We start from the raw sequence: 23,586 nt of genomic DNA on the forward strand, positions 1-23,586 counted from the left end.
TCCTTTTAACAAGATACTTATTTTTTTACTCAAATCGTAAGTTACATAAGTGTAGGTTTTCCTAAAAACTTACTTTAACGATAAATTTTTAGGAAAATAACTTATAATAAGATTAACATTTACAGGAAATGAGTGATTGATTTGGGACATCATATAGAAAATCTAAGTTTTAATAGAAATTTACGATCAGAATATAACATGAATGTCATTAAAAACCTCTCTAAAGTCAATATCTTTGTAGGATCTAATAATTCAGGTAAAAGTAGATTCCTTAGAGGCATATTCGCAATTGATAAAGATATTTTTTTTACACCTCCAAAAGAAATAGTAGACGTTGAATCTTATGACAATATACTTATAGAATTTACGGATGCAATAATTAGTTCTATAAAGGAAAGTTCTTTTAGAGGCATCGGTGAACTTAATGTAGACCGTTTAATTAGTGATATAGAAATGTTTAAAATCCCTTCATTTTTAAAAGAAGGCGAGGATTTGTTTAAGGACTTTCATAGACTAGTTGCTGACATAATTAACATCGATAGTTCATCAGTAGTCACTTTAAACGAAAACCACTTTGGAGTACCTGAAAAAACAGAACAGTTAATAACTAACTTAAAATCGTTACTTAATGATTATCAACCAAAAATTTATGAAATAGTCTCTTCTGGTAGAACAAGTTATGAAATTAATTTTAAGCGTGTTTATATACCGGCTTTACGTGGACTTAGAGGATATACAGATACAATCAATACTGGTAAAGATGTTTATAAAGAAAGAACGAAAAATGATTACTTTAAAGAAGCACATGAAACATTAGAAATACATACTGGACTTAATCTCTATGATGAAATAACAGATATGTTATTAGGAAGTGTTCAGCAAAGGTACAATATACAAAAATTTCAAGAATTTTTGTCAGAGAGCTTTTTTGATGGACAACAAGTTACACTTACACCCGTTAGGAATTCAGATGTAATAAAAGTAAAAATAGGAATAGAAAAGGAAAAAAACATATTTGAATTAGGTGATGGTATTCAATCATTAATCATCCTAACATTCCCGTTGTTTAAATTTTTAGATGAAAACTTACTATTATTTATTGAAGAACCGGAGTTATTTTTACATCCAGGTATGCAGAGGAAATTTATTGAGATAATAATGGATGAGCAATTTGCACATCACCAATTTTTCTTCACGACCCATTCAAATCATTTTTTGGATATGACACTAGATATGGATAGGATATCTATATATAAATTCAAAAAAATTTTAGGAGAACACTCCGGAAATCCTACTGAAGAAATAGATGCAACATTTTCTATAGAAAATGTAAGTAATGAGAATAAAAGTGTATTACAAGAACTTGGAGTTAGAAATTCAGCTGTTCTTCTATCCAACTGTACCATATGGGTTGAAGGCATTACAGACAGGTTGTATATAAGGCGTTTTCTAAAAGTATTCCAAGAATTTTACCCTGATTTAAAAGAGTTTAAAGAAGATATACACTATTCATTCGTTGAATATAGTGGTGGCAATATAACTCATTGGTCATTCCTAGATGATGAAACAGAAACTAATGAAGGACATACATCCATGAATGCTGAAAAAATCTGTAGTACTCTTTTTTTGATTACAGACAAAGATGGTGATGACAAGCGCCCTCGGCAAGAAAAGTTAGAAAAATTTCTAGGAGACAGGTATTATTGTTTGGAATGTAAAGAAATTGAGAATATACTCTCCGAAGATATACTACGAGAAGTAATTGCTGAATACGAAAAGGGTACGTCAAAAACCGAAGAGAGTCCACTAGAACACCTAATCAACAAAGACTTCACTCAGGAAGACTATAAAAACGAACCTTTAGGTACCTATATAGATTCCCTTTTTCCAGAAGGAGATAGGAAAAGAAGAGGTAGTTATGCCGCTAAGTCAGGAACTGTAGTAAATAAACTAGATTTCTGCAAAAAATCTATTAACCATATAAGTACGTATGATCATTTAAGTGAAGAAGCCAAAAAATTAAGTCAAGTACTTTATGACTTTATAAAAGTGAACAATGAATAACAACATTTATTTAAAAAAGCTCTCAATTAGAGAGCTTTTCTCTTTAGTCAAATATTAATAATATGGAAAAAATAGTGAAAATTTATCAATAGATTTTGGAGAAATACTCTTTTTTCTGATTAAAAAATCCCACTATATTGTACAAATATTGAATAATGTTTTTTATCAGATTTATAAGGGAGATATAGTTTTACTGTGGGAAGGAGTGCGTTTCAAAGGGTGTACCTTTGAGGGATGTTAATATTGGGGGAATGATCTGCTAGATATATTGGAAAATATTTAATTATAAAAAATGAATGTTGTGTGATGATTCAATTTTTCAATCCAATAATCTTATGCTATACAGATTTTTAAATATATTATAGAGTAAAATATATAGTGGATAAGCCAATAATTGGAAAAAGGGAGCGTTTTAACGTGATAGCAACAAATGATTTTCAATGTGACGTATGTGGGAAAATTACAAAAATAAGAGTTCAATTAGGATGGTTAGAAAATTATCCTGTTAGAATTAAGTGTAACGAGTGTTATACATCGATATTCGGAAATGTATCTATGAATCCTCATAAAGGTGAATTTCATATTGATTTAAAAAATGTAAAAAGATATACAGGTGACGTAAGCCCAGATTTTATTATTGATGTTTCAGGTGAATTGCTTACAAAAAAAATTAGAAAGTACACCAATTCAGTAGAAAATCTCATGTCGCCTTTTATTAAAGACAGCGTTTCTAAAATGGGTATAAATACTGTAGGTGATTTTAAAAGTACCATTATAGGATTCTTAATGTCTATTAATCATAAATGGCCAACAGTTAAACGTATTAACGAGCTTTGGCTTAGTCAAAACGATAAGTATTTACGCGATGAACTGCATAAAATACTTAACAAAACGGCATACCCTGCTGATAATCAATGGGAATTATTAAGGGCTGTTCATGCCGTCAACTTAAATTTCACAAGCCCTATTTCAAAGTCTACGTTTTTCGAGAGTACGGAATTTATTTTTAGTCAGTTAAAGAAGATACAAGATCACGATCAAAGCCATCAACAATTTATTGATTTAGGTTTACATTTCCAAGAAAAATTAAATGATTTTGAAGAAAAAATATTTTTAATAACAAATAAATTTGTTGAAAAATTTACAATGTTAATTCCCGTAATAGGTCTAGAATACTATAAAGATGAAGATAATAAAGAAAAGATAATGCAGGAAATGGGATTAACAACTGTTGATTTTGAGTATATTAAAGACTTTTATATTGATACATTTGAAGATTTGGGTGATATTTTTGATTTAATTGTTGCATTTGAAAATCTAATAGTTCGCTCGGACTTTAAACTAATGGATCCTAATATAAATAATCAAATTAAAACCTTAGAAGATTACAGTAAAATGCAGAAAAAAAGGAAAAAAATTAGAGTTCATAGACGCATTAGATGTATTTAAATGTTTATTTATGTCAAAAGTGGACAGTAGATTAAGAAATGCAATTGGCCATCGTAGTTATAAATATGATGTAAATACACAAAAAATAGTATATGCCCCTTCAGGAAAGATGGATAAGGGAACTTTAGAGAGCATCTATCTAACTGAATTTACTTATGAATGTTTACAATTATTTAAATCCTGTCTAGCAATAGGAGAATTAATATATCAAACGAGAAAAGTCATATGTGTTATCGAAGGTAGTTCAGTACGAACATTTGATGAATATTTTCCTGGTTCGTCTATTAAAGCTAATAAAGTAACAGATTCACTAAAAAAAGACAAAGATAAGGATATATTTAAAAAGAAAAAGAGAAACAAAAACATACAGAAGAAATCAAGAAAAAATAATCGCCGAAAAAAATAAAATTAATCCATAATATACTATGATTTTGAAATTAGTGTAAGAGTCCTAAATTAATAGGGCTCTTTTTTACTTATTACTTATAAGTAACGAAAGGACGGTATTATTCCAAAAGCAACTCTACATGGAAACGGATTTTTTCTTGCTGAGGTAGCATGCATACAAGAAAAGCACTCAATATTCCAGTTCTAAAAGTAAGTTATACGTTTGAAAATTACCATCCTTGTTAATACGGTAAAATACGCAATAGAAGAGTTCATATTTAGAAAGATTTTGCCACTTGGATTAGAGGTATTGTTAGAGCGGATCAACGGAACAACAGCAATTATTATTGCTAATGGTATCTTTGCAGCGGTTCATTTTGACTGGTTTTTCTTCCATTACTTTGTAAATGTTTGCTTATATGCATGGAGTTACGAAAAGACAAGAGATTTGAAAGTACCAATGTTAGCTCATGTTTTATATAATTTTTGTGTGTTTTTTACTGCATTAATTTTGAAGTGATATAATTTGTTTATAATATCCCTCTTTGCTAATAATTACTAAAAATCATAATGAATGGTATAATTTATCTGAATGATATATGGTAATTTATTTAAAAAGGGAGGAGTATGATAATAAATGAGTTTTTTTACAGAATTTATAAATTTTGTAAAATCTTCAGGTGCTATAGTTTCAGCACTATCGGGATTTATTGGGGTTATATCAATGTTTATAAGCTTTTTTTATGTGAAAGCTAATAAAATTAAAGTTGAAGAGGAATTTTCTAACTACATGAAAGAAATTACACATCAGAGGGATGTAAAGCAAAGAAAATCAAAAGTTATTAAAATGGTTAATAACCATATATTATCTGTGACAATGGCTATTCTATCTAGTAAACAATCCAAGTCTCGTAAAAAGGAAAAGGAAGAGAAAGGAAATAAAAATAGTCTTATAATTTCGGCATTATTTTTAGAGAGTAAGTTAAAAAAAATATATAAAGCTTATATTATTATAGGATTAGGGAGTATCATGTTACTAGGTACGTCATTCTATTTTGTTGTTCCATCATATATAAATGTAATCCCTTTAGTATTTGCAATATTAACTTGCAGTTATCAATTTTTACTCAATTATCGAATAAAGAATGGTTTGTTTGGAACAAATGATTATGAAGCAAAAGAACTAATTGAATTTATTATTCAAAACAATGATAAAATTAATGGGAATAAGATTTTCAACGAAGAAGTAATATCAAATACTATTATAGATTTCTCAAATTATGTGAAGAAGGTGCACTTATTAAATGAACATTGATCTTGATAAAATAACAGGATATTTATATAAAGCTATAGATATTATGTTGTTAAAACAACCCGAAAGGACTGCTTATGGTATTGTGCTGGGGTTTGTTTTTATGGGTGCAAAAGATGCTATAGCTGAATTAACAACAGGCAATGTTAAGAATGCTATTCGAAATTTTAATACATTATCAGCTTTTTGTTTAGGTATTATTCTAGTGAGAATAGACATACTTTTTAAAAGAGAAAAACTAAACAAAGACGTAATTATTAAAATGAATACTCTAAAGACGATAATTAGAGAAGGGGAGTTTACTTCCGAGCAAAGAAGAGAATTATATAGAGATTTCATACAAAATATATCAGCAGATCTTGATTTAGGCTCGAATAAGAAAGACGATAAAGTTAAAGAGCAAAGTTCTTAATTTAGCAGAGTCATATGGCTTGATGCATTTATTTCAAATAATTACTATATCTAAAGACTTCGTAGTTAAATGAAGTCTTTTTTATTCACCTTTAATTTGTGCAATTGTGTAAATTAATTATTGATATGTCAGTTTATGCGTTTTATAAAAAATCATATTTAGATGAAAAGAGTAACTCTATATTGGTCAATCTTTTTCAAAATGGAGTTTTTGTAATCACTATTAAATAAGGAACGAAGGCAAATTTTTATTCAAACTTAATTTTAATCCTATACTTTAGATGTGTCTAAACGTGATAGAGTTTCGTTCTCATGTGCAAAAGTTTGTGGATCATCTGTAGTATGCACAAGGATTTTTTTGCAAACACTAGGCTTTCTTTGCAACCATCACAAATGCAAATTCTCAACAACTTATCTTCCTCATCTATATGAGCTGAAAAGCTATACAGTAAGTCTGTTATATCCTCACTGGGGGTAAATCGTAAAACTAATTCATTAGAATGATAAGGTTTTAGTAGTCCGTACCATATATGTATTCGGTCTCCCTTGCATTTTCGACAGTATTGGTATTTATTTTCGTCTGAATTTTTGGATGAATATGAACCTGGATATGATTAGTTTTTTAAAAATTCTTTTTCATATATGTTTTTACTTTATCGTCAACATCTATCGACTTATAATGGATATAAGAGAATGAATATTCTTATTTATAAATGAAGGAAGCTGATTTCGTTATGAAGCCATATGAAGTTTTAAATGAAACTATTAAATTCGCTAATAAACAACTGAATGACTATAAACAATCGAGTGATTTTAAAAACGCTGCAGAATCGAATGATGTGTCTACTGTGGTGATAACCGCTTTATATCGGAAAATTATTGAATTATGCGAGGGGGTTAGAGTTTCGGGAGCAAACGGTTTAAAAGGCCCTGCAACTTTAAATTATCGCGGTCTTCTAGAAGCGTGGTTAGCCCTTAAATTCATAGTTCAAGACGATTCGTTATTAGAAAATAGAGCTAAAGTATATAAAATTGGTTACCATAAGCAACAAATCGAAGCAGTAAAACAAGCTAAAAGCAATGGGTGGATAACTGACCAAAGAAGAGAGTCCTTGGATAATGCTATTAAGTATCATAAAGAGCAATTGGAAATTGAGGAATTACAAGATGCGTTGGATGAGTATAATAAATTACAAGCTAGTGATAAAAGAGGATATTTACCCAATTGGCATGCACTTTATAAAGGGGAAAAATCGATTAATGCACTAGCTAAAAAGCTTGCGTCTGAAGATAATTTAGATAAAAATTTGATGGCAACTTTATATAGTTTTTTATCTGTCGATTCTCATAATTATATGGCGTTAAGTGCTATCTCTAAAGAAGGCGAAAATTTAACGATAAAGCCAATAAGAGCCAAATTTGATTGTAATATAGATGAATATAACTTTATTGGTACTAGAAGTTTATTATTGTCAGCTATTGAGATTTTTACTAATTTAAAATACCCTGATTATAACGAACTAAAGAGATCTTTCTTAATACATATAAAGCCGCATCTGAACTATAATTGAAGCTCTTGTTAATTCAAACAAAAAGTAACATGGCATAGCGCTATGTTACTTTTTGTTTGGATCTATCTCTATCATTTGAATTTGAAAGATGTCACTGTCTTTTATACCCAGGTCTAATATTTCATCTTTTAGTGAGCGCCAGGATTCAATTTTAATTGATTTAGTAGATTTATATTATATTAATTGTACTAGAAGTTGTGAGTAAAAAAAGAGAGTCGTAGCTCTCATGTTAATACGTTAAAAGATGTATATGGGTACTTTATACAGAAAGATGCACTATTGTATATCTTTATTCGTAAGCGTGAGAAAGCCTTGATATAAAGCTATTTTCAAACTTTCTCAACATTTTTCTGATAACCACACGACTGTAATTTTGGCAAAAATATGATATTATGAAAATAATAAAATAAACGGACGTAAAAAAGACCCACGGTGCAAGTAGTGCTGGTAACACTCTTACACTGCCCCTACTACCCTAGGGAACATTGTCGCGGATCTTATACATATAATTATAACACACCATAGATTGAGGGTGGCACGTTTTCCTTTATGGGGTTTACGTGTCTTTTGTTCCGGCAAGGAGGAGCAAAATGAAATATTGGTTATTTAAAGTTGTTGATCAAATTGATTTTCAAAAAAAGAGCCAAGAGAGTATTTCAAAAGAACTTGGAATAAGTGGCCCTGCGTTTTCAAAGAATTTATCAGGGAAAAGTGAATTGAATTTTTTAAATGTAGTAAAGCTAGTTGAATTATTATATGAAGATCCGCTTGAAAAGAATTATATGATCCATGAATTTTGTAAAAAAACTAAAAGTAAAAAAAATTTAAGAATAGCTATGGAGTATGGAAATGCTTTAGGGGATTTGGAACTCCTTAGAATCGCGATTCAAAGAGGCTTTGAATCTAATAACTCTAAAACTTACGAATGGGCATATATATATGAACTCGTTTGGTTAAGAGCTAAGAAATTTTTTACGGCTGAAAAACTTTTAACGGAGACTGAGAATAGGAAAAAGAGTAAAGTTCTTAAAAATGAAGAAACTAAAATAATGTTTGATATTTTAACATTATATTCTATGTATGATTGTAGGGATTTTAAACTTTTAGATGGGTATATACAAACATTACAGAAAAAAATATCTGAACTTCCTAGCCAATTTATAAAAGATATATACAGTAGCCGTGTAAAGGAATGGTATGCGTATGCATTGCTAATGGACGAGCAAATAGAAAAATCAAGAGAACTATGCCATAGTATATTGAATGTTAATGATGAATTAGGTTATTTAAGGTTATTAAAAATTTCTGCATTAGGATATTTAGGTGAATCATACGTTGAAAATTATGAACAATCTTTATGGTATTTAAATAAAGGGATTGAGATGCTAGACCAACTATCTTATGAGAAAGCAGAAAACCGAAAAAAAGAGTTTTTAAATATGAGATCTTACATTAGAATAATCCATGAAAAGGATATGTATGATTTACAAATTTTTGATGTGGGCGAGAAAGCGCTTCTATATATAGTAACAGGAGAAAAAGAAAAAGCTGCCACTATATTAAGAAAGTACGAAAAAGAGAATGGTAGTCTGTCTCCAATGAAATTATGTTATTTAGGAATGGCATTGGAAGATAGAAAATTACTAGAAAAATCAATTGAGTTATTCTACTCGCAAGGGTGTAAATTTTATAGTTATTTACCTCGAAAAATATTGGTAGATATTAATAAAAATAGTATAATATACAAGGGTGATGCTAAATGAAAAAAGTACTAGCTTTAGTAACAACTTTGGCTTTAGTCGGAGTATTATATGTATCTCCTGTTAAAGGTCAAAAGGAGCAGCCTAAACAAGTAGCAAAGGATGCTCAAACTCAAATTATGCTTAGAATGGACCCAGGGACAGGAATGGGGTAATTTTCTGGTTAAGGGTCCGATATAAATAGATTGAATGCGATTGTCTCTTAATGGGGCAATCGCATTCGCTGTTTATAGGGGGATTAACTAAATTTCAAAATTAAATATTAGTTATACATTGTGATAAATTCACAAACTACTATGAAAATATCGGAGGATGTTGGTGATGGAACAAAATACAATCGAAAAAGAGTTAATTGAAGTTGAAAGTAATCTACAAGGAATCTTTAATGCGGCTCATAATGGGGATGCTGAGTCTTATGAAATTCTTTTGAAAATAAAAGAGGCGATCGGTAGCATTTAACGCTATCAATCGCCTGATATTTTAACTAGTTGTTTTATCATTTCAATAAGTTCTTTTTGTTTATCAGGATTCTTAGATCGAATATCTATCATTACTTGTTCTAAGTCATCCTTAGCTGTTAATTCAGGATTCTTCTCATCGGATTCACCTAATACATAAGAAACGGATACATTTGCGAGTTTAGCTATATCTAAAGAAGTTTTTCTCGATGGACATTTATCTATTTCTTCGTTCTCCCACATAGATACAGCAGATTTACTTTTTAGTCCTAGTGCGTTAATGAATTCAGATTGGCTCATTTTGAGTATTTCCGTTCTGATTTCTTTAACCCTTTTACTAATCAATTGATGATTCATCAGTTTTCTCTCCTTTATAGAAGTCCCGTCTACTATTATCTTTTACTTTTTTTCATTAACTATAGTCAATATATATAAAATTTAACAGGAAAGTTCACTCAAAGACAACCTTTTTAAGTTTATAGAAAAAAATAAATTTTATTGTTCACAAAAAGTGAACAGTGTGTTATTATCAAATTAACGAAAAGAACAAAGGTGATAAACATGAAACTAAATATCGAAAAGGCCAAATCGTTACGCAAGAAACGTGGTTATAGTCAGGCTTATGTAGGTGATTATCTTGGTTACTCAACAAAATCCGCTTATTCACAACTTGAATCTGGCAAGAGACAACCAAGTATATACAGATTGGGTTTGTTGTCTAAATTGTATGATGTTACAGTTGATGAATTAGTAGAAAGTTAACGAAAAGTTAACTATTATTTTTAACTAAATGTTCACTTTTTGTGAACCAAGAGGAGGAAAGAAAATGAAGCAGTTACAGGTTTTCAATCATCAAGAATTTGGAGCATTAGAGGTTATACACCTTAACGGTAAGGAAATGTTCAACCTTGAAAATGTAGCGTGGTCACTTGGATATACGAAAGTGGCAAAAGGGAAAACTTATCTTCGAAAAGATCGTATCGAGAAAGTCATCCAAAAAGCTGATATATCAGTAATTGTCCACGATGGACAACCATACATTACCGAAGATGGATTGTATGAGCTGATTTTCGAATCAGAAACTCAGAAAGCAAAAGAATTTCGAAAATGGGTAACAAGCGAAGTGCTTCCTTCTATTAGAAAACATGGAGCATACATGACACCAAATACAATCAATGCTCTACTTCAAGATCCAGACTTAATTATCGGTCTTGCATCACAACTCAAGCAGGAACAACAAGCGAGACAGGTTGCGGAACAAAAGAATCTCATGTTAACGCAACAGATTGCAGAAAACGCATCAAAGATTACATACCTAGACCAAATTCTTCAATCACAAGATACAGTAACGGTTTCACAAGTTGCAGCTGACTATGGTTTATCAGCAATGAAGCTTAATAAAATCCTTAATGATGAAAAAGTACAGTACAAAGTAAATAATCAATGGTTACTTTACTCCAAACACCAAAACAAAGGTTACACAAAATCGAAAACAGTTGATGTAGTCCATACAGACGGTAGCAGATCAGTGAAAATGAATACGCGTTGGACACAAAAGGGGAGGCTCTTCATCCACGAACTTCTAACGAAACGCGGAATTATTCCAGAAATGGATAGGGAGGCGATGTAAATGATGGAGGAAAGTACATTATCATTGGCGATTGTATCAGCGGCTATATGTCTATTAACATACCTAGTACACAGAATTGATGTCTGGGATAAAAAGACAGGATGGTCACAAGATGATAAATAAACAGCAACGTGATGAATATGAACGAAAGAAAATCTTGTGGATTATAAAGGATTTAAGAGCAAAGGGTGTACATAACAGCGCAGATAAGGTTGAGGAAACATACAAGAGGTATATCACTCTAGCTAAATGATAAAAGCCCTGCAAGGGGATGCAGGGCAAGACTAAGGGTATTGAAGAATTGTCGATTCTAAAAGTAAAGGACTTCTTGGAATGTAATAAGTTTAACACGTATTTCATTAAATTTTTATATAAAGATTTTACAGATTTATGAACACGATAAAATTTGATAAAAGGAGTGATTCATGTGGAAGAAAACAAGAATCAAGCCCCTGCGGTAACAGAGGCTGTTGTAGAAGTGAAAATTCTATTAAATAATAAGAAAATTTGTGAATCTAACGTTGTACTTCAACTTGATCAGAAATAGTAGCACTATATCGTTCATGCATATGTTTTCTTAAGTTATCTTCATAAGCTTTTGTCGCTTCTTTTATAACCATTTCTAGACTGCTCTCTGGAGTTAAATTATTATACTGGTGCGATTGTTCATGGACGTATTTTAAAACACCATCAACAATTTCATGATGAGATAGTTTGAAAATATCATCTAAGTCAACACGGATATTTATAGTAGTTGGTTTCATAAAAACACCTCCTTCCAGTCTAAGTAATTCGACAAAAAGGAGGAAAATCCTACAAGGATAAGACGCGTATTCACTTGTCGTAATATTCAGGGATTTAATGGTGTTCCCCATCTAGTAAAAGGATTCCTGGATATTTCGATGTGTGAAAGCATCAAAAAAGCCCGTACAGAAGCACAGGCCAGTTGTTACACATATCGGTAACTAAATTTTAACAAACTTTCAGAAAGTTAGCTATTAAAAAATAAAAAACGCTCGATAGCAACGAGCGATGTAGAGAAAACATTCCCTAAAATTAGCTACCTATATTATACCATAAGTTTTCTCTCAGTAAATAAGGAGGAATTCAAAAAATGATTGAAAATCCAATTACTTACGGAAATCATCACGATTCATCAGCAAGAGACTTTATGGATTATTGCCAAGGGTGTGGTGGAGAAATCTTCTACGGAGAAGGGTACCTTGATTTTAGTGGTGATCCAATCCATACCGAATCCGAATGTATCAAACAGTATGTTGAAGAACATTCGATGAAGAAAGTAGCAGGTGAATAAGGTGGTCCTACAAAACAAAATTGAAGCTGAAATTCAAATTATGAAGAGTCTAGTTGAACGATACAAGCAAAGTAAAGAGCCTAACGCTGCATCAATGGTTGTAGCTTACGAATATGGATTACAAGCACTTATGGAAGTGTATGAAGCTAGTAAACAAACGGAAATAGCACCATTTTAAAAGAAGGGGAGATTCATATGATAACTGAAAATTACTTTTCTAAATTGGCTCAAATAGATTGTTCGGGACATGTTGAGAAGAAAGGGCGTTTTAATTACTTATCGTGGGCATGGGCAGTTAAAAAGCTTCGTGAAGTAGATCCAACAGCTACATGGGAAGTAAAACGATTTGATGGAGTGCCTTACCTCAAAACAGATTGTGGTTACTTTGTAGAAGTTGAAGTAACTGTACAAGGAATACCACTAAGTCAGATTCACCCGATACTTAACAATCAGAACAAGCCGATTGCAGAGCCTAACAGCTTTGACATTAACACAAGTATCCAACGTTGCTTAGTAAAGGCAATTGCACTTCAAGGATTAGGATTGTACATCTATGCAGGTGAAGATTTACCAGAGATCCAAGAGGAAATGATTACTGCTCAACAAGTTGGTGCAATTAAATTAAACGTAAAAAAATTAGCTACCCTTCGAAAAGTGGATGAAGACACGATTAAAGGATACTTAGGTATTAAAGAGGTTGGCGAATTGACATTAAAACAAGCTGGAGAAGTACTTAAGAAATTAACAAAGTGGGTTAAACAGGCTGAAAAAGAAACTTCTGAAACTGAAGAGCAAGAACAAGTAGAAAAAATAGAACAAACAAACTAAGGAGATGCTAGGCCTATGTTAGACAAAAATCAATCTAAAGTCGTCCTTCCGAAGTGGGTGTGGAAGGGCGCACGAAATGAAAAAGAAGCGAAAGAAAAGGCGATTGAGTACATTACTCCCGATCGCTACCCAGGATATAAAATCATCAAAATTAAAGGCGGTATAGCGGTATGCGAAAGGGAAGTGAATTAAATGGCAGATGTTAAATGGATTAAGTTAACTACTAATATGTTTGAAGATGAAAAAATTCGATTGATTGAAAGTATGCCAGAAGCAGATACATTACTAATTATTTGGATAAAATTGCTTGCTCAGGCTGGGAAAACAAATGCCAATGGTTACATTTTCTTGAATGAAAATATTCCATATACAGAAGACATGCTCGCGACAATATTTAATAGACCGATAGCAGTAGTCCGGCTTGCTCTACAAACGTTTAAACAGTTTGGAATGATTGAGGTTGATAGCAATCAGTTTATTAGCGTCTCGAATTGGGGGAAACATCAGAGTTTAAATGGATTAGATAAGATTCGTGAAGACACTAAAAAACGAGTAGCAGCGTATCGTGAACGAAAAAAACGTAGTCTTTTAAATGAAGGTAACGGATGTAACGTTACAGGTAACGAAGATGGTAACGCAATTGAAACGGACAAAGAAGAAGAAAAAGAATTAGAACTAGAAGAAGATAAAGATATTAATAAACATATTGTCGAGATAGTTACCTATCTCAATGACATATGCTTTACATCCTATCGCTCGTCTACTAAAAAAACTAAAGACCTAATTAAGGCGAGATTTAATCAAGGTTTTAATGTAAATGATTTTAAGAAGGTAATAGAAATCAAAGCTTCTCACTGGTTAACAGATGAAGAGTATAACCAGTATTTAAGACCATCAACATTATTCGGTAATAAATTTGAAGAATACTTAAACCAACAACCTAAAAAAGGAGCAAAAAACAATGCAGAGAGCAGCGGCAGCAATACCAACCGATATAGCCAAAAAGGTGAATATGACTATGGATTCTGATGTGTGTGATACGCATGGCATGAATAAGATGAAGTTCGGTGGACAAGTTGTTTGCCCTCGATGCTTCCTTGAAAACGATAGTAAGAAGCTTCAGCAACAGGAGCAAGCAAAATACGATGCAGATAAAGCGAACGAGAAGAAATTCATGTTTCACCAACGAAGCATGATAGCCGATAGCAACATTAAGAAAGCTAACTTTGATAATTACAAACCTACTAGTAAGGAAGGAACGAAGAACCTTAAACTTGCAAAAAACATTGCAACAGATTATCTCAACGGCAAAGTGTTTAACACGATTATGGCTGGGAATTGCGGAGCAGGGAAAACACATCTTGCTTACGCTATCGCAGATCAACTTGCTGGGGCAGGAAAGTCAGTTGTCTTCGTAACAGTTGGCGAATTGCTACGGAAGATAAAAAGTACGTTCAGTAAAGATTCAACATTAACTGAAGATGCAATCATTCGAAGTCTAGTAAAAGCAGAAGTGTTAATTGTCGATGATTTAGGAGCAGAGTTAGGCGCATTAGATGCCAATACGAAAGCAACAAACTTCATTAATAGGGTACTATTCGATGTTTTCGATGGTAGGCAAGGTAAATCTACTATCTTCACGACAAACCTCACAGGAAAGCGTTTAGATGAGGCATATGACGAGCGAATCGTATCACGAATTCTTAATAATTTTAGAACAATAAAATTCGAAGAAACAAAGGATTACAGAAGAAAGGCATTGCCATTTTAAAGGGGGAATAACCGATGTGTGTATGTGAAGGAACGGGAGTAATTAGCAACGATATGGGGAATGGCTGCTATCAATTTGCACCGTGTATTTGCGAAGCAGGGAATCGCAGTCCTGAAGAAGTGGATAGAAGACGTCATGCTGTTATGGCGGAGTTAACAGAAATTCATCAATTACAGCTGGAGGGAAAATGGGATGCCACGACTTGGAACGGATTTGGAAAAGGAGAATTATACAATGGCGTTGCAGCAGGGAAAGTACATGAAGAAGTCGCGTCGTAACTTATATATTGCTCTAGAAGAGTTGGACTTAGTGTTTGATGAAAGCGAAGTTATTCAGTTAAGAGAAATGTGGGATGAGGATAAAGATATTCTTGAAATAGCAAAAGAGCTAGGAAGGCATCAACTAGAAATCGCCGCATTAATTATGGATCAGGCAGATAAGAACAAAATCAAATCGCGTCCAATGGGGTTAGGGGCATGAAACAACTAACACTAGAGGATGTAGTCGGAAGTTTTGATTATACCGCAACAAGTACCGTGGACAAATTCTTGAAGCGTAATAGCGTTATGACGTATTCAGTAGAGTTTTACGACAAAGACGAGAAGTGGAAGCTTCGTTGGTTTGAGGCGAAGTCCGAGAGCGAAGCTATAGAAATGGCTAAAAAGAAATACGGAAAGATACAGATTATCACCACGTATATTTCCGATAGAACCTTAGAAGAGATAATGAATTTAGATTAGGAGACATAGCGTTATGACGTATTTAAAGGGCAGAAACTTATTTAATTGAACGAGACACTCATAGGCGTCATAGCGTCAGTAGAAACGTTGGGATTATTGGAATCAGAAAGGAGAAATATGGGCTTCGGATTTACTGGCTATGGGCACTAAATAAAAAAATGGTCCTTACTATTACGTAAGAACCCCATAATCGCAGAAAAAGAGTCGTATGTGAAACCAAGTAGGAATCACAATAATATTTTAACATCTAAATATATAGTTGTCTATACATCAAGTTAAACAAAATGGTTATTAAAACGAAGGAGCCCTAGATTTAGGGATCTAGGGCTTCTTGTGTCGGTATAACTCACACAATTTTATGAAAAGAAAAGAACTTACTGAAGATAACACATAAATGTTTCGTAAATGTATCAAAAAAGTGAACAAAATAGTTATTTGAATGGAAAATGACAGCTGAAATATTAAAAGCGTATCAGCTGTCACTAAAATAAAAATTCATTTTTATTAGTAGGTTTTTAGTTGGTATTTTTACTCTTCTTAGAAGAAATTGTACCAAAGATTGCTCCGGACATTGCGCCGATTAAAGTCATAAAAATTGCACTCCATACTGTAAATGACATAAATACACCTCCTAGAAATAAATTATTGTAACTATTTAAAACTATTGCTTCTTATTCTTTTTAATAGAAATGATAATTGCAACAACTGCTAAGAAAATAAGAGGAGACCACGAAAAGAAAGACATTTAGTATTCTCCTTTCAATATTAGTTTTAAATATTTTATAAACCAATTATTACATGTTTATAAATTGAACATATAGGATATGTAATATTGCATATGGAATTGTAGGATGTGAAGAAGCGCAGAGGATAGTTAAACAAAAACACTGTTTTAATAGAGAACATTTAACAGGACCCGATTAGGGGGACGGGTCCTGTTAATGGAACGATAGATCTTTATGGGATTACCAACATATTACCATAAAAGGTAATTAATTTCCATTGATTGGGTGTTGAGAAAGCTTTTTATAAATGCTTTGTTTTACACACCAAAGCAGCTAGCCAAATTAGCTAACTGCTCGGTTCTCCAAGGGGGAACAAGGAGAAAATCTGATGTCATATACATTATTGACGGAATATTTAATTTTATTCACGAGAAATTATATTCTAAAATTTTGATTATGATAGTCGATATTCTCCACGTTGACCAGAAAAGAATTAAAAGTTCTAGTGAAATTCCAAGGGTTCTTTTCTTAGTTTTTTGAGATTCTTTTATCAAATAGCCAACAGCACTAATTGCTATAAGAATGAAAAGAATAAGTTCGAGTGTAACTGGCATTCTATCTACTCCTAAAAATAAGTTTGCATATAAAGATTATAAGATATTTTTGGTGATTGGTAGTAAAAAATTCAACAAAATAATCTTTTTAATAGAAAGTGAGGAATAACAATGGGACAAGGTAACTGTGGAATGGCATTTGAAATGCTTATCAATCTAGCGAATGAAATGTATCAAAGAGGGGGAGTGGCACTTATCAACAAACGTCCGACTCCTGTAAAGGTGTTGAAGAGTAAGAATGGCCGTGTACTAAATGGATTCTATGAAGCTAAAAGCACAGTTGACTATGACGGTGTGTATAAGGGACGAGCTATCGCATTTGAAGCGAAGTCTACAGAGAAAGATACACGTTTTGATTTAAAGAACATTGCACAGCATCAATTGGATTACTTGGAGAAAGCAGAGAAGATGGGAGCGATATGCTTCTTCCTTATAGAATTCAGTAAGGATAAGTCAGTATTCGCAGTGCCACTATCAGTCATTCAATCTTATATAAGGATGTCTCATCAACCGAAGGGCAAGAAGTCTATACCAAGAGCAGACTTTGATATTTATGGGTACTTAGTAGAACAAACAGAACGAGCGCCAGTTGATTACTTACAATATATTGATGAAGTAGTAGCGCCAGTCATGTTTGATGGAATGATTCAGTTTGATCAGGACCATAAGAGGGTATCGAGTAACATTGAGGCAGCAAAAGAGAAGATGGCTAATAAGAAACGTAAGTTATTAAAGGCTTAATGGATAACGGAACCATGCAGAGTGTATAGTGGGGGCTACTCGTTATGCATGTTTCCCTTATTCAACAAAGAGATAGTAAAATTTCACGTACCTGATGTGAATGTAAAAAGACAAATTCAGAAATAGGGGGATTCCTTCATGGAGAGACAATTAACTTTATTACCAGCTATTGATAGAGAGACAGAAAAACAGGTTCAGAAAGAAGTAGTGAAAATACTAAAGGAATACCGCGCATTGAAAACGCGTTTTGAGAATGAAGTGGAGTTAAAACACGAAGGAATCAGTTTGTTCCCGGAGATTAGAGACACGAGATATATTAGCAATATCAAGTTCAAGCAGATCGATAAGGCTTTAGAGTACGTTTTAGACTATGACGAGGCAGAAATCATCAAGAAGAAATACTTAAATGCAGATAAGCCGAAAGACAGCTTTATTTACACTGAATTATCGATGAAGAAAGATCACTTCTATTATAAGAAGAAAAATGCGATTCGATTGATCGCGACATCTTTAGGGATGATTTAATAATACAAAAAAAGCCAAATTAACAGTTTTTAATTAACTATCCATTTGGCTTTTTATGTTTTATTTTTTAGGCATCCATGTATGTCCGCAATTCATGCAACCATTAACAATGTTTTTTCTACCAACAAATCCACTGAATAAAATTATCGGTGGTCCTAGAAGTACAATAAGAAGACCAACAATTGCAGAAAGTCCAACAACTCCATCCATAGAATTTTCAGGAACTATAACAGATAAAAAATTAGAAACTATTCCAATAGCTATAAGTGTACCTAACAGAAGAAACAGAATAAAAAACGCCCTTTTGAAATTATAACCACGCTTATTACCGACTATTTGATCTGATTTGCATTTTCTACAAACCACGCGCTTTGTTACTTTTTCTTGTTGTACCGTCATGTCTAACCATCCTTGCTTTTTATAAAATTATAATAGCTTAATTATATGATATTATTACCTGAACTGGATACAAATATTATCAAAAAAAGAAAAAATATAATAAATTGGAATGTTTATGTTTTTAAAAACTTCGACAAAATGCCGATAAAAATGGGGACTAAATAGGGGGAATTTTGATAATGAAATCAACGATATTCTTAATATACAAGCTCATTCAAGAGCTTTTGGACAGTTCTTTGACAACCGCATATCGAAGAGGATTAGTACACCTATAAGTGAAACGTTCTTATGCGAGAATGTCACGGTAACGTATACCGCATAGTAGGGCGGGCAAGGCGGTAAGAGCCCGCGTTAAGACGAAAAGACCAATGAGTTAATTACAATGACATATTCCATCATGGCGGGTGTGAGATAACTCGCATTCGTCATGATGTTTCTATTGTATTTATCAATCAACTCGGAATGCGTCCTCTGGGTTGATAATAAATATAAGTCTATTTCCCTCTAATATGTCGGTTCTTGAAAATGGAATGGGGGTGGTTGCTCTTGATTGGGTGACACTTGCATTCTAAAAAGCTAAAAAGTATACGTATCTCGTACATTAGTAATTAACCATGATTCTTATTAATGACCAAAACGAGGGCAAAGAGTTCCACTCTTTGTTTGAGCCAATACAGCGGAAACATTCCCCTTCCGTCCCTCTAGTGTATTGGTTCAAACAAGGCGTAGGAAGAAACATATACCTCTTGGATATAAATTATTGTAGAAACGATTTGGTCAGCTAAGGTCCCTCCAACAGCAGATGCATTGACCAGCTCTACGGAGCATAAACGAGAAGATTCTTAGTCTTCTCCAGGTTACCAAACTCAGGGCGTGTAGCCATACTAGTTGATGCGGTGGCTTGGAGAAGGTTGAGAATGCTCAGCCTTAATCTAAGAAAAACTTTTACCATTTGTTTTCTCTCTTTTCTCCCATCCCCTTGAAAGCTGTCACTTCGGTGATGGCTTTTTGTTTTTTCTCAATTAACATAAAATGCTACAATATAAGAGTAGGGTTAATAAAAAGGGGGGAGCAGTTTTGAAAAAAGAAAATAAAATTATTTCATACGTAAAAGGAATGGATGAGATGGAAGCGAAGAAAATGTTAGCTTCTATTTTACTAGAGTTTGATAAAATAGGTTATGCTGGACAACCTAGAGAATTGGGTGAAAAAAAGGTTTTAGAAGAAATAGGAGAAACCGTTAAAAATATTTACTTAGATGAGTTATATGAAAAGTAAACCAAAACATCCATAACGGGTGTTTTTTCTTTGTTATATAGAAATTACACATTAAAGATATGTTTACATGCATGGTTACTACACGTTAAGGAATAGTAATAAAAAGATGAGACCAATGAAGCCGTATAAGAACCAGAAGAATCCTAAGACGGGGAATGTTTTATGAAATTTAAACATGGTAAACCTCCTTGGGTATATAGAGGATTATAATATATCTTCGGTCTATATAGAAGAAAAAACAGAAATTGGTACATGCTAAACGAGGGTCTGGAAAAAATGTACATTTGGATTAAAGGATTCTATGCAAATAGGTAGAATGTAATTATTTGGTTTACATTTTAATCCAAGGGGTACAAATTCGATGCGACGTGAAAAGGATTTGTTGAAACAATGGAAGGCGGATTTGCAAGCTGTTCAAGAAGAGAAAAGGCTGAAGAAGAAGGCTAAGAAAAAGAATAAGAAATATAGCATTCCAGGTAATACAGCTGACTTCATGGATGGAAAGAATACTTACCGTAAAGAGAATGGGGTATGGAAGCAAAGAAATAAATAATGTGAGGATAAATGATTTTGATTAAGTGTATAGCAATTATTGTAGGCGCTGCCGTGATCTGGGTGGCGTCTTGTTTGCTGTTAAGGAAAGATAAGAAGTGAGATAGACTTGCAAATTGAAATATTATTAGTTTGAAACATAGACTAGTAAACAAACTATTTCTACCTTTTAATCATAGAATATGATGAATTCTATTTTTAGAGGAGGGAATCATATCTATGGGATGGGATAATAATTTTGGACATTCTCGAGATTGTAATAGATTTTGGGATGATTTAGTATTTTGCGGTTGCGGCCGTAGACGAAGAAGAAACGACTTTAACGACTGTCATTGTAGACGTGATTGCGATTGTGATGAGTGTCGTCGTAGACGTAATCATGACCGCGATCGTGAGCATGAACATGGTGACCATCGAGAGTGGTAAAGCCTTTTGAAAGAGTGCATATCTTAATCGCACTCTTTTTTATTATGTTTTTATTAGTACTTATTAATTCTAAGAATACAGTGTCAATTTGATTTAATACCTAACAAAACAAACGAACATAATGAACGAAAATAAATGTCCTACTTAACTGTCTAAAAGTTGACCCTTTTGTACAGTTGAAATGTATAGGGTAAAAACTTTGTAAACAGATAGTTGTTAATGTCTAAAAGATAGTCTAAGATGAAAGTATATAATTCTTAAGACTTTTAGACTATTTTGAGGTGATTTGGATGGCTATCGTTGGTTATGCAAGGGTGAGTACAAAAGATCAAAACTTAGATGCACAAATTGAAAGGTTAACAGAATATGGATGTGAAAAGATATATTCTGAAAAGTACAGTGGAGCTAATAGTGATCGGGAAGAATTACAAAAGGCATTAGAGTATATGAGAGAAGGAGATAAATTTATTGTTTGTAAAATAGATCGTTTAGCCAGATCAATATTTGATTTGCATAAGATTGTAAATCAATTAGCTGATCGAGGAATAGCGGTGGTGTTTCTTAAAGAACAAATTGATTTTTCAACGCCTGCAGGTAAATTGATGTTTACTATGCTAGGGGCTATTGCTGAGTTTGAAAGGGATTTAATTAACGAAAGAACAGCTGAAGGAAGAGAAAGAGCTAAAGCAATGGGCAAACATATGGGACGTAGGGGACAGGATGAAAAACAGGTGAAGCAGGCTATGAATTTATTCTTTAATAGGAAAGAGAATGGTTTAAGTGTAAATGATATTTCAAAAATGACAGGAGTTCCGCGTTCTACTATTTATGCTAAAGCAAAAGAATTAAAAGAGGAGGAATTATGATGGAGGAATATGAACAGCTACGGCAGGAATTTTGAAATATAAGTAATCAGTTAAAGTAGCGAATCCGCTGCTTTTTTATTTAATAAGGGAAAAAGCCCTACCTGGGGCTATATGATTTTCTTCATACCACATTGACGGCATTCTCTTAAGAAGATGAAATTTTTAATGGAACTTTTGAATGTGGAATTACCGCAATTATCACATCGACCACTGATTTTATCAGGATGCTCTTCGTATGTGTATATTTTGCTTAAATCGTATTTTTGTTCATGTTCTTTATTTTCCATTCGTTTCACCTGCATATCAATCTGAATTAAAACAATTTAATCATAATAACATGAAGTGTTCATATAATGGATGTTTTTTATTTGACAAAGAGAACCTGCAAACCTGCAGATTCTCCTGATAATGATTTATGGAGCAAGACCCGAAAATATAATACAATAATTCGAAAATGAGTTCAAGTAAATAAAAAGAACCCGCTGGAGTTCGGGTCCTTTCAGAAGTGATGATGTATTCTCGGCTTGGGAACTGAGAAAAACACAAAAATATAATACATCGAGTTTTAGAGAATTTCAAGAATAAATTAGAGTGATTTTGGAGGATGATGAACAATGAAACTAACTAAACAAGAACAAGCGGTTGCAATTGGTACATTCATTTCAATGTTGGGACAGGACCTTGTAAATGAGCGCATCGATAAACAGAAATTAGAAAGTGCAATTCCAATCTTTAATGAGTTAGAAGATAACACAACACCAAAGCAAAAGAGAAAAGCAATGGTTAGTTTGCTTGATAAAACAATGGATGAATTCCTAAAAGCTTAAAAAACTAATAGAGCCTATCGTGAGGTGGTGGTTATGGCTAGACAACGTAGCCCGGACAGAGATAAAGCATTTGAAATATATAAAGTAAGTAAAGGTGAGAAGCCATTAATTGATATTGCTGCTGAGTTAAACCTTAAGCCTTCTCAAATCAGAAAGTGGAAATCACAAGACAAATGGGATGAACAAATGAATGGTAACGTTACTATTGCGAAAAGGAGCGTTACTAATGTTAAAAATCCCAAAACGAAAGAAAAACTGAAAGAGATTTTAGAAGATGAAGAGTTGACCGAAAAGGAAAGGCTCTTTTGTTTGTATTATGTGAAATACTTCAATGGTACACAAGCTGCACTGAAGGCTGGATACTCCAAAGACGGCGCTCATGTACAGGCTAGTCGATTGCTAAGACGTGAACGAGTTTCTTCCTATATAAAAGAGCTTAAAGGTGAGTTACTCGAGAATGTATTTGTGGAAGCGATGGATGTGCTTAAAGAGTACATTAAGATTGCTTTTGCTGATATTACTAACTATGTAACTTTTGGACAGAAGGAAGTACCTGTAATGGGGATGTTTGGCCCGATGAAAGATGAATCCGGTAAAGAAATAACTCGTATCATAAATTATGTAGATTTACACGAGGCTGACATGGTTGATGGTTCTATAATAACCGAAGTAAAACTCGGAAAAGATGGCGTGTCAGTAAAACTTGCTGACAAGATGAAAGCACTGGACAAACTATCTCAGTACTTTGACTTAGTACCTGACAATTTCAAACGTAAAATCGAAGAAGAACGCCACAAAATGCAGATGGAAGTGCAGAAAGCTCAAATTGATAAAATTAAAGCAGATACTTCTCGTATTAAAGGTGATGAAGGTGAAGAGTATGAAGATGACGGATTCATCGATGCGTTAGAAGGTAAAACAGCAGAGGTGTGGGAAG

34 protein-coding genes and 2 pseudogenes are annotated in these 23,586 nt (G+C 33.0%); 30 read left to right on the top strand and 6 right to left on the bottom strand.

What is annotated here, in order from left to right; translation table 11 throughout:
* Positions 1–198: 198 nt before the first annotated feature.
* The 10 genes and pseudogenes from AC0OM3_RS07925 (at position 199) to AC0OM3_RS07970 (ending at position 9,413) form a co-directional block, all read left to right on the top strand.
* Entirely contained in the window at positions 199–2,064 is a 1,866-nt protein-coding gene (locus AC0OM3_RS07925; protein WP_474211341.1) for an AAA family ATPase, read from the top strand.
* A gap of 417 nt (positions 2,065–2,481) precedes the next feature.
* Complete coding sequence (locus AC0OM3_RS07930) at positions 2,482–3,513, top strand: metal-binding protein (protein WP_474211343.1); 1,032 nt, start codon at positions 2,482–2,484, stop codon at positions 3,511–3,513.
* A gap of 19 nt (positions 3,514–3,532) precedes the next feature.
* Entirely contained in the window at positions 3,533–3,919 is a 387-nt protein-coding gene (locus AC0OM3_RS07935; protein WP_474211345.1) for a hypothetical protein, read from the top strand.
* Positions 3,920–4,156: 237 nt separating this feature from the next.
* Positions 4,157–4,420 (top strand): annotated as a pseudogene (locus tag AC0OM3_RS07940) (lysostaphin resistance A-like protein); the annotation flags it as partial.
* 117 nt (positions 4,421–4,537) lie between these two features.
* Positions 4,538–5,215: a hypothetical protein gene (locus AC0OM3_RS07945; RefSeq protein ID WP_098661805.1), complete on the top strand. Its 678-nt coding sequence runs from the start codon at positions 4,538–4,540 to the stop codon at positions 5,213–5,215.
* Positions 5,205–5,624 carry a hypothetical protein gene (locus AC0OM3_RS07950; RefSeq protein WP_098661804.1) on the top strand — a complete coding sequence of 140 codons (420 nt, stop codon included), beginning with the start codon at positions 5,205–5,207 and terminating at the stop codon, positions 5,622–5,624. The genes AC0OM3_RS07945 and AC0OM3_RS07950 overlap by 11 nt, the downstream gene beginning before the upstream one ends.
* A 712-nt stretch (positions 5,625–6,336) precedes the next feature.
* The gene (locus AC0OM3_RS07955; RefSeq protein WP_474211347.1) at positions 6,337–7,194 is read left to right on the top strand and encodes a DUF5677 domain-containing protein; all 858 of its coding nucleotides are present in this window, start codon (positions 6,337–6,339) and stop codon (positions 7,192–7,194) included.
* Positions 7,195–7,784: 590 nt separating this feature from the next.
* A complete protein-coding gene (locus AC0OM3_RS07960; RefSeq protein WP_474211349.1) occupies positions 7,785–8,957 on the top strand; it encodes an AimR family lysis-lysogeny pheromone receptor in 1,173 nt (390 codons plus the stop codon).
* Complete coding sequence (locus AC0OM3_RS07965; protein WP_000756311.1) at positions 8,954–9,109, top strand: hypothetical protein; 156 nt, start codon at positions 8,954–8,956, stop codon at positions 9,107–9,109. The genes AC0OM3_RS07960 and AC0OM3_RS07965 overlap by 4 nt, the downstream gene beginning before the upstream one ends.
* A 166-nt stretch (positions 9,110–9,275) precedes the next feature.
* Positions 9,276–9,413 carry a hypothetical protein gene (locus AC0OM3_RS07970; RefSeq protein WP_000437474.1) on the top strand — a complete coding sequence of 46 codons (138 nt, stop codon included), beginning with the start codon at positions 9,276–9,278 and terminating at the stop codon, positions 9,411–9,413.
* A 5-nt stretch (positions 9,414–9,418) separates the two neighbouring features.
* Here the strand turns inward: AC0OM3_RS07970 and AC0OM3_RS07975 are convergent, their stop codons facing one another.
* Positions 9,419–9,769 (bottom strand): helix-turn-helix domain-containing protein, encoded by a 351-nt coding sequence (locus tag AC0OM3_RS07975; protein WP_001016404.1) that lies wholly within the window; start codon positions 9,767–9,769, stop codon positions 9,419–9,421.
* Positions 9,770–9,973: 204 nt separating this feature from the next.
* On the opposite strand from AC0OM3_RS07975, the gene AC0OM3_RS07980 reads away from it, so the two are divergent.
* The 3 genes from AC0OM3_RS07980 to AC0OM3_RS07990 all read left to right on the top strand — a co-directional run bounded on the left by AC0OM3_RS07980 (position 9,974) and on the right by AC0OM3_RS07990 (position 11,165).
* Positions 9,974–10,174 carry a helix-turn-helix domain-containing protein gene (locus tag AC0OM3_RS07980; RefSeq protein ID WP_000773131.1) on the top strand — a complete coding sequence of 67 codons (201 nt, stop codon included), beginning with the start codon at positions 9,974–9,976 and terminating at the stop codon, positions 10,172–10,174.
* Between the two features lie 64 nt (positions 10,175–10,238).
* Positions 10,239–11,042, top strand: coding sequence for a phage antirepressor KilAC domain-containing protein (locus AC0OM3_RS07985; RefSeq protein ID WP_061660547.1), 804 nt, complete (start codon positions 10,239–10,241; stop codon positions 11,040–11,042).
* Positions 11,043–11,165: a hypothetical protein gene (locus AC0OM3_RS07990; RefSeq protein ID WP_000969704.1), complete on the top strand. Its 123-nt coding sequence runs from the start codon at positions 11,043–11,045 to the stop codon at positions 11,163–11,165. It abuts the gene before it with no gap.
* A 392-nt stretch (positions 11,166–11,557) separates the two neighbouring features.
* Here the strand turns inward: AC0OM3_RS07990 and AC0OM3_RS07995 are convergent, their stop codons facing one another.
* Positions 11,558–11,806: a hypothetical protein gene (locus AC0OM3_RS07995; protein WP_474211353.1), complete on the bottom strand. Its 249-nt coding sequence runs from the start codon at positions 11,804–11,806 to the stop codon at positions 11,558–11,560.
* A gap of 350 nt (positions 11,807–12,156) precedes the next feature.
* Here AC0OM3_RS07995 and AC0OM3_RS08000 point away from each other — a divergent pair, with 350 nt between their 5' ends.
* From AC0OM3_RS08000 to AC0OM3_RS08040, 9 genes are read left to right on the top strand one after another with little or no spacing between them, the layout of a single operon-like run.
* On the top strand, positions 12,157–12,357 hold the full coding sequence (locus tag AC0OM3_RS08000) for a hypothetical protein (protein ID WP_000572098.1): 201 nt from the start codon (positions 12,157–12,159) through the stop codon (positions 12,355–12,357).
* A 1-nt stretch (position 12,358) separates the two neighbouring features.
* Positions 12,359–12,535, top strand: a complete 177-nt coding sequence (locus AC0OM3_RS08005; RefSeq protein ID WP_000244086.1) for a hypothetical protein — start codon at positions 12,359–12,361, stop codon at positions 12,533–12,535.
* Positions 12,536–12,552: 17 nt separating this feature from the next.
* Entirely contained in the window at positions 12,553–13,185 is a 633-nt protein-coding gene (locus tag AC0OM3_RS08010; protein ID WP_474211355.1) for a Sak single strand annealing protein, read from the top strand.
* 15 nt (positions 13,186–13,200) lie between these two features.
* Complete coding sequence (locus AC0OM3_RS08015) at positions 13,201–13,377, top strand: hypothetical protein (protein ID WP_165443292.1); 177 nt, start codon at positions 13,201–13,203, stop codon at positions 13,375–13,377.
* Entirely contained in the window at positions 13,378–14,214 is an 837-nt protein-coding gene (locus tag AC0OM3_RS08020) for a phage replisome organizer N-terminal domain-containing protein (RefSeq protein WP_087965638.1), read from the top strand. It abuts the gene before it with no gap.
* Positions 14,198–14,956: an ATP-binding protein gene (locus AC0OM3_RS08025; protein ID WP_474211371.1), complete on the top strand. Its 759-nt coding sequence runs from the start codon at positions 14,198–14,200 to the stop codon at positions 14,954–14,956. The genes AC0OM3_RS08020 and AC0OM3_RS08025 overlap by 17 nt, the downstream gene beginning before the upstream one ends.
* Before the next feature lie 14 nt (positions 14,957–14,970).
* Entirely contained in the window at positions 14,971–15,234 is a 264-nt protein-coding gene (locus AC0OM3_RS08030) for a hypothetical protein (protein ID WP_474211357.1), read from the top strand.
* The gene (locus AC0OM3_RS08035; protein ID WP_002099119.1) at positions 15,191–15,436 is read left to right on the top strand and encodes a hypothetical protein; all 246 of its coding nucleotides are present in this window, start codon (positions 15,191–15,193) and stop codon (positions 15,434–15,436) included. Before AC0OM3_RS08030 ends, AC0OM3_RS08035 begins: the two co-directional genes overlap by 44 nt.
* Positions 15,433–15,696, top strand: a complete 264-nt coding sequence (locus AC0OM3_RS08040) for a hypothetical protein (RefSeq protein ID WP_061660541.1) — start codon at positions 15,433–15,435, stop codon at positions 15,694–15,696. Before AC0OM3_RS08035 ends, AC0OM3_RS08040 begins: the two co-directional genes overlap by 4 nt.
* Positions 15,697–16,211: 515 nt before the next feature.
* On the opposite strand, the pseudogene AC0OM3_RS08045 reads toward AC0OM3_RS08040, so the two are convergent.
* Positions 16,212–16,401 (bottom strand): annotated as a pseudogene (locus AC0OM3_RS08045) (hypothetical protein).
* A 445-nt stretch (positions 16,402–16,846) separates the two neighbouring features.
* Positions 16,847–17,035 (bottom strand): hypothetical protein, encoded by a 189-nt coding sequence (locus tag AC0OM3_RS08050; protein WP_001145515.1) that lies wholly within the window; start codon positions 17,033–17,035, stop codon positions 16,847–16,849.
* 111 nt (positions 17,036–17,146) lie between these two features.
* Here AC0OM3_RS08050 and AC0OM3_RS08055 point away from each other — a divergent pair, with 111 nt between their 5' ends.
* Both AC0OM3_RS08055 and AC0OM3_RS08060 read left to right on the top strand, forming a co-directional pair.
* Entirely contained in the window at positions 17,147–17,776 is a 630-nt protein-coding gene (locus AC0OM3_RS08055; RefSeq protein WP_474211360.1) for a Holliday junction resolvase RecU, read from the top strand.
* Positions 17,777–17,914: 138 nt separating this feature from the next.
* A complete protein-coding gene (locus tag AC0OM3_RS08060) occupies positions 17,915–18,301 on the top strand; it encodes an ArpU family phage packaging/lysis transcriptional regulator (protein WP_016513751.1) in 387 nt (128 codons plus the stop codon).
* 60 nt (positions 18,302–18,361) lie between these two features.
* Here AC0OM3_RS08060 and AC0OM3_RS08065 read toward each other — a convergent pair whose 3' ends face one another.
* Complete coding sequence (locus AC0OM3_RS08065) at positions 18,362–18,700, bottom strand: hypothetical protein (protein WP_000218070.1); 339 nt, start codon at positions 18,698–18,700, stop codon at positions 18,362–18,364.
* 1,077 nt (positions 18,701–19,777) lie between these two features.
* Between AC0OM3_RS08065 and AC0OM3_RS08070 the strand changes: the two genes are divergently transcribed.
* The 4 genes from AC0OM3_RS08070 to AC0OM3_RS08085 all read left to right on the top strand — a co-directional run bounded on the left by AC0OM3_RS08070 (position 19,778) and on the right by AC0OM3_RS08085 (position 21,822).
* Positions 19,778–19,978, top strand: a complete 201-nt coding sequence (locus AC0OM3_RS08070) for a hypothetical protein (protein ID WP_058839893.1) — start codon at positions 19,778–19,780, stop codon at positions 19,976–19,978.
* A 361-nt stretch (positions 19,979–20,339) separates the two neighbouring features.
* A complete protein-coding gene (locus AC0OM3_RS08075; protein WP_001250601.1) occupies positions 20,340–20,531 on the top strand; it encodes a hypothetical protein in 192 nt (63 codons plus the stop codon).
* A gap of 218 nt (positions 20,532–20,749) precedes the next feature.
* Positions 20,750–20,956 carry a hypothetical protein gene (locus AC0OM3_RS08080; protein ID WP_074554462.1) on the top strand — a complete coding sequence of 69 codons (207 nt, stop codon included), beginning with the start codon at positions 20,750–20,752 and terminating at the stop codon, positions 20,954–20,956.
* Positions 20,957–21,246: 290 nt separating this feature from the next.
* Positions 21,247–21,822 carry a recombinase family protein gene (locus tag AC0OM3_RS08085; protein ID WP_061660536.1) on the top strand — a complete coding sequence of 192 codons (576 nt, stop codon included), beginning with the start codon at positions 21,247–21,249 and terminating at the stop codon, positions 21,820–21,822.
* A gap of 107 nt (positions 21,823–21,929) precedes the next feature.
* Here the strand turns inward: AC0OM3_RS08085 and AC0OM3_RS08090 are convergent, their stop codons facing one another.
* Entirely contained in the window at positions 21,930–22,109 is a 180-nt protein-coding gene (locus tag AC0OM3_RS08090; RefSeq protein WP_079004510.1) for a DUF8096 family protein, read from the bottom strand.
* A gap of 327 nt (positions 22,110–22,436) precedes the next feature.
* On the opposite strand from AC0OM3_RS08090, the gene AC0OM3_RS08095 reads away from it, so the two are divergent.
* Complete coding sequence (locus tag AC0OM3_RS08095; RefSeq protein WP_474211366.1) at positions 22,437–22,649, top strand: hypothetical protein; 213 nt, start codon at positions 22,437–22,439, stop codon at positions 22,647–22,649.
* Between the two features lie 33 nt (positions 22,650–22,682).
* Positions 22,683–23,586: terminase small subunit (locus tag AC0OM3_RS08100; protein WP_474211369.1), on the top strand; the 904-nt coding region annotated here is incomplete at its 3' end.

It is taken from the genome of Bacillus sp. FAU20, from assembly GCF_056033865.1.

What these genes read in the sequence shown, in the direction of transcription:
- AC0OM3_RS07960 (WP_474211349.1), top strand. Translation starts at nt 7,785, where the DNA reads ATGAAATATTGGTTATTTAAAGTTGTTGATCAAATTGATTTTCAAAAA.
- AC0OM3_RS08095 (WP_474211366.1), top strand. Translation starts at nt 22,437, where the DNA reads ATGAAACTAACTAAACAAGAACAAGCGGTTGCAATTGGTACATTCATT.
- AC0OM3_RS07990 (WP_000969704.1), top strand. Translation starts at nt 11,043, where the DNA reads ATGATGGAGGAAAGTACATTATCATTGGCGATTGTATCAGCGGCTATA.
- AC0OM3_RS08020 (WP_087965638.1), top strand. Translation starts at nt 13,378, where the DNA reads ATGGCAGATGTTAAATGGATTAAGTTAACTACTAATATGTTTGAAGAT.
- AC0OM3_RS08050 (WP_001145515.1), bottom strand. Translation starts at nt 17,035, where the DNA reads ATGCCAGTTACACTCGAACTTATTCTTTTCATTCTTATAGCAATTAGT.
- AC0OM3_RS08015 (WP_165443292.1), top strand. Translation starts at nt 13,201, where the DNA reads ATGTTAGACAAAAATCAATCTAAAGTCGTCCTTCCGAAGTGGGTGTGG.
- AC0OM3_RS07980 (WP_000773131.1), top strand. Translation starts at nt 9,974, where the DNA reads ATGAAACTAAATATCGAAAAGGCCAAATCGTTACGCAAGAAACGTGGT.
- AC0OM3_RS07970 (WP_000437474.1), top strand. Translation starts at nt 9,276, where the DNA reads ATGGAACAAAATACAATCGAAAAAGAGTTAATTGAAGTTGAAAGTAAT.
- AC0OM3_RS08085 (WP_061660536.1), top strand. Translation starts at nt 21,247, where the DNA reads ATGGCTATCGTTGGTTATGCAAGGGTGAGTACAAAAGATCAAAACTTA.
- AC0OM3_RS07995 (WP_474211353.1), bottom strand. Translation starts at nt 11,806, where the DNA reads ATGAAACCAACTACTATAAATATCCGTGTTGACTTAGATGATATTTTC.
- AC0OM3_RS08010 (WP_474211355.1), top strand. Translation starts at nt 12,553, where the DNA reads ATGATAACTGAAAATTACTTTTCTAAATTGGCTCAAATAGATTGTTCG.
- AC0OM3_RS08065 (WP_000218070.1), bottom strand. Translation starts at nt 18,700, where the DNA reads ATGACGGTACAACAAGAAAAAGTAACAAAGCGCGTGGTTTGTAGAAAA.
- AC0OM3_RS08055 (WP_474211360.1), top strand. Translation starts at nt 17,147, where the DNA reads ATGGGACAAGGTAACTGTGGAATGGCATTTGAAATGCTTATCAATCTA.
- AC0OM3_RS08040 (WP_061660541.1), top strand. Translation starts at nt 15,433, where the DNA reads ATGAAACAACTAACACTAGAGGATGTAGTCGGAAGTTTTGATTATACC.
- AC0OM3_RS07985 (WP_061660547.1), top strand. Translation starts at nt 10,239, where the DNA reads ATGAAGCAGTTACAGGTTTTCAATCATCAAGAATTTGGAGCATTAGAG.
- AC0OM3_RS08035 (WP_002099119.1), top strand. Translation starts at nt 15,191, where the DNA reads ATGGCGTTGCAGCAGGGAAAGTACATGAAGAAGTCGCGTCGTAACTTA.
- AC0OM3_RS08025 (WP_474211371.1), top strand. Translation starts at nt 14,198, where the DNA reads ATGACTATGGATTCTGATGTGTGTGATACGCATGGCATGAATAAGATG.
- AC0OM3_RS07965 (WP_000756311.1), top strand. Translation starts at nt 8,954, where the DNA reads ATGAAAAAAGTACTAGCTTTAGTAACAACTTTGGCTTTAGTCGGAGTA.
- AC0OM3_RS08000 (WP_000572098.1), top strand. Translation starts at nt 12,157, where the DNA reads ATGATTGAAAATCCAATTACTTACGGAAATCATCACGATTCATCAGCA.
- AC0OM3_RS07950 (WP_098661804.1), top strand. Translation starts at nt 5,205, where the DNA reads ATGAACATTGATCTTGATAAAATAACAGGATATTTATATAAAGCTATA.
- AC0OM3_RS08030 (WP_474211357.1), top strand. Translation starts at nt 14,971, where the DNA reads ATGTGTGTATGTGAAGGAACGGGAGTAATTAGCAACGATATGGGGAAT.
- AC0OM3_RS07925 (WP_474211341.1), top strand. Translation starts at nt 199, where the DNA reads ATGAATGTCATTAAAAACCTCTCTAAAGTCAATATCTTTGTAGGATCT.
- AC0OM3_RS07945 (WP_098661805.1), top strand. Translation starts at nt 4,538, where the DNA reads ATGAGTTTTTTTACAGAATTTATAAATTTTGTAAAATCTTCAGGTGCT.
- AC0OM3_RS08080 (WP_074554462.1), top strand. Translation starts at nt 20,750, where the DNA reads ATGGGATGGGATAATAATTTTGGACATTCTCGAGATTGTAATAGATTT.
- AC0OM3_RS07975 (WP_001016404.1), bottom strand. Translation starts at nt 9,769, where the DNA reads ATGAATCATCAATTGATTAGTAAAAGGGTTAAAGAAATCAGAACGGAA.
- AC0OM3_RS07955 (WP_474211347.1), top strand. Translation starts at nt 6,337, where the DNA reads ATGAAGGAAGCTGATTTCGTTATGAAGCCATATGAAGTTTTAAATGAA.
- AC0OM3_RS08075 (WP_001250601.1), top strand. Translation starts at nt 20,340, where the DNA reads ATGCGACGTGAAAAGGATTTGTTGAAACAATGGAAGGCGGATTTGCAA.
- AC0OM3_RS08090 (WP_079004510.1), bottom strand. Translation starts at nt 22,109, where the DNA reads ATGGAAAATAAAGAACATGAACAAAAATACGATTTAAGCAAAATATAC.
- AC0OM3_RS08060 (WP_016513751.1), top strand. Translation starts at nt 17,915, where the DNA reads ATGGAGAGACAATTAACTTTATTACCAGCTATTGATAGAGAGACAGAA.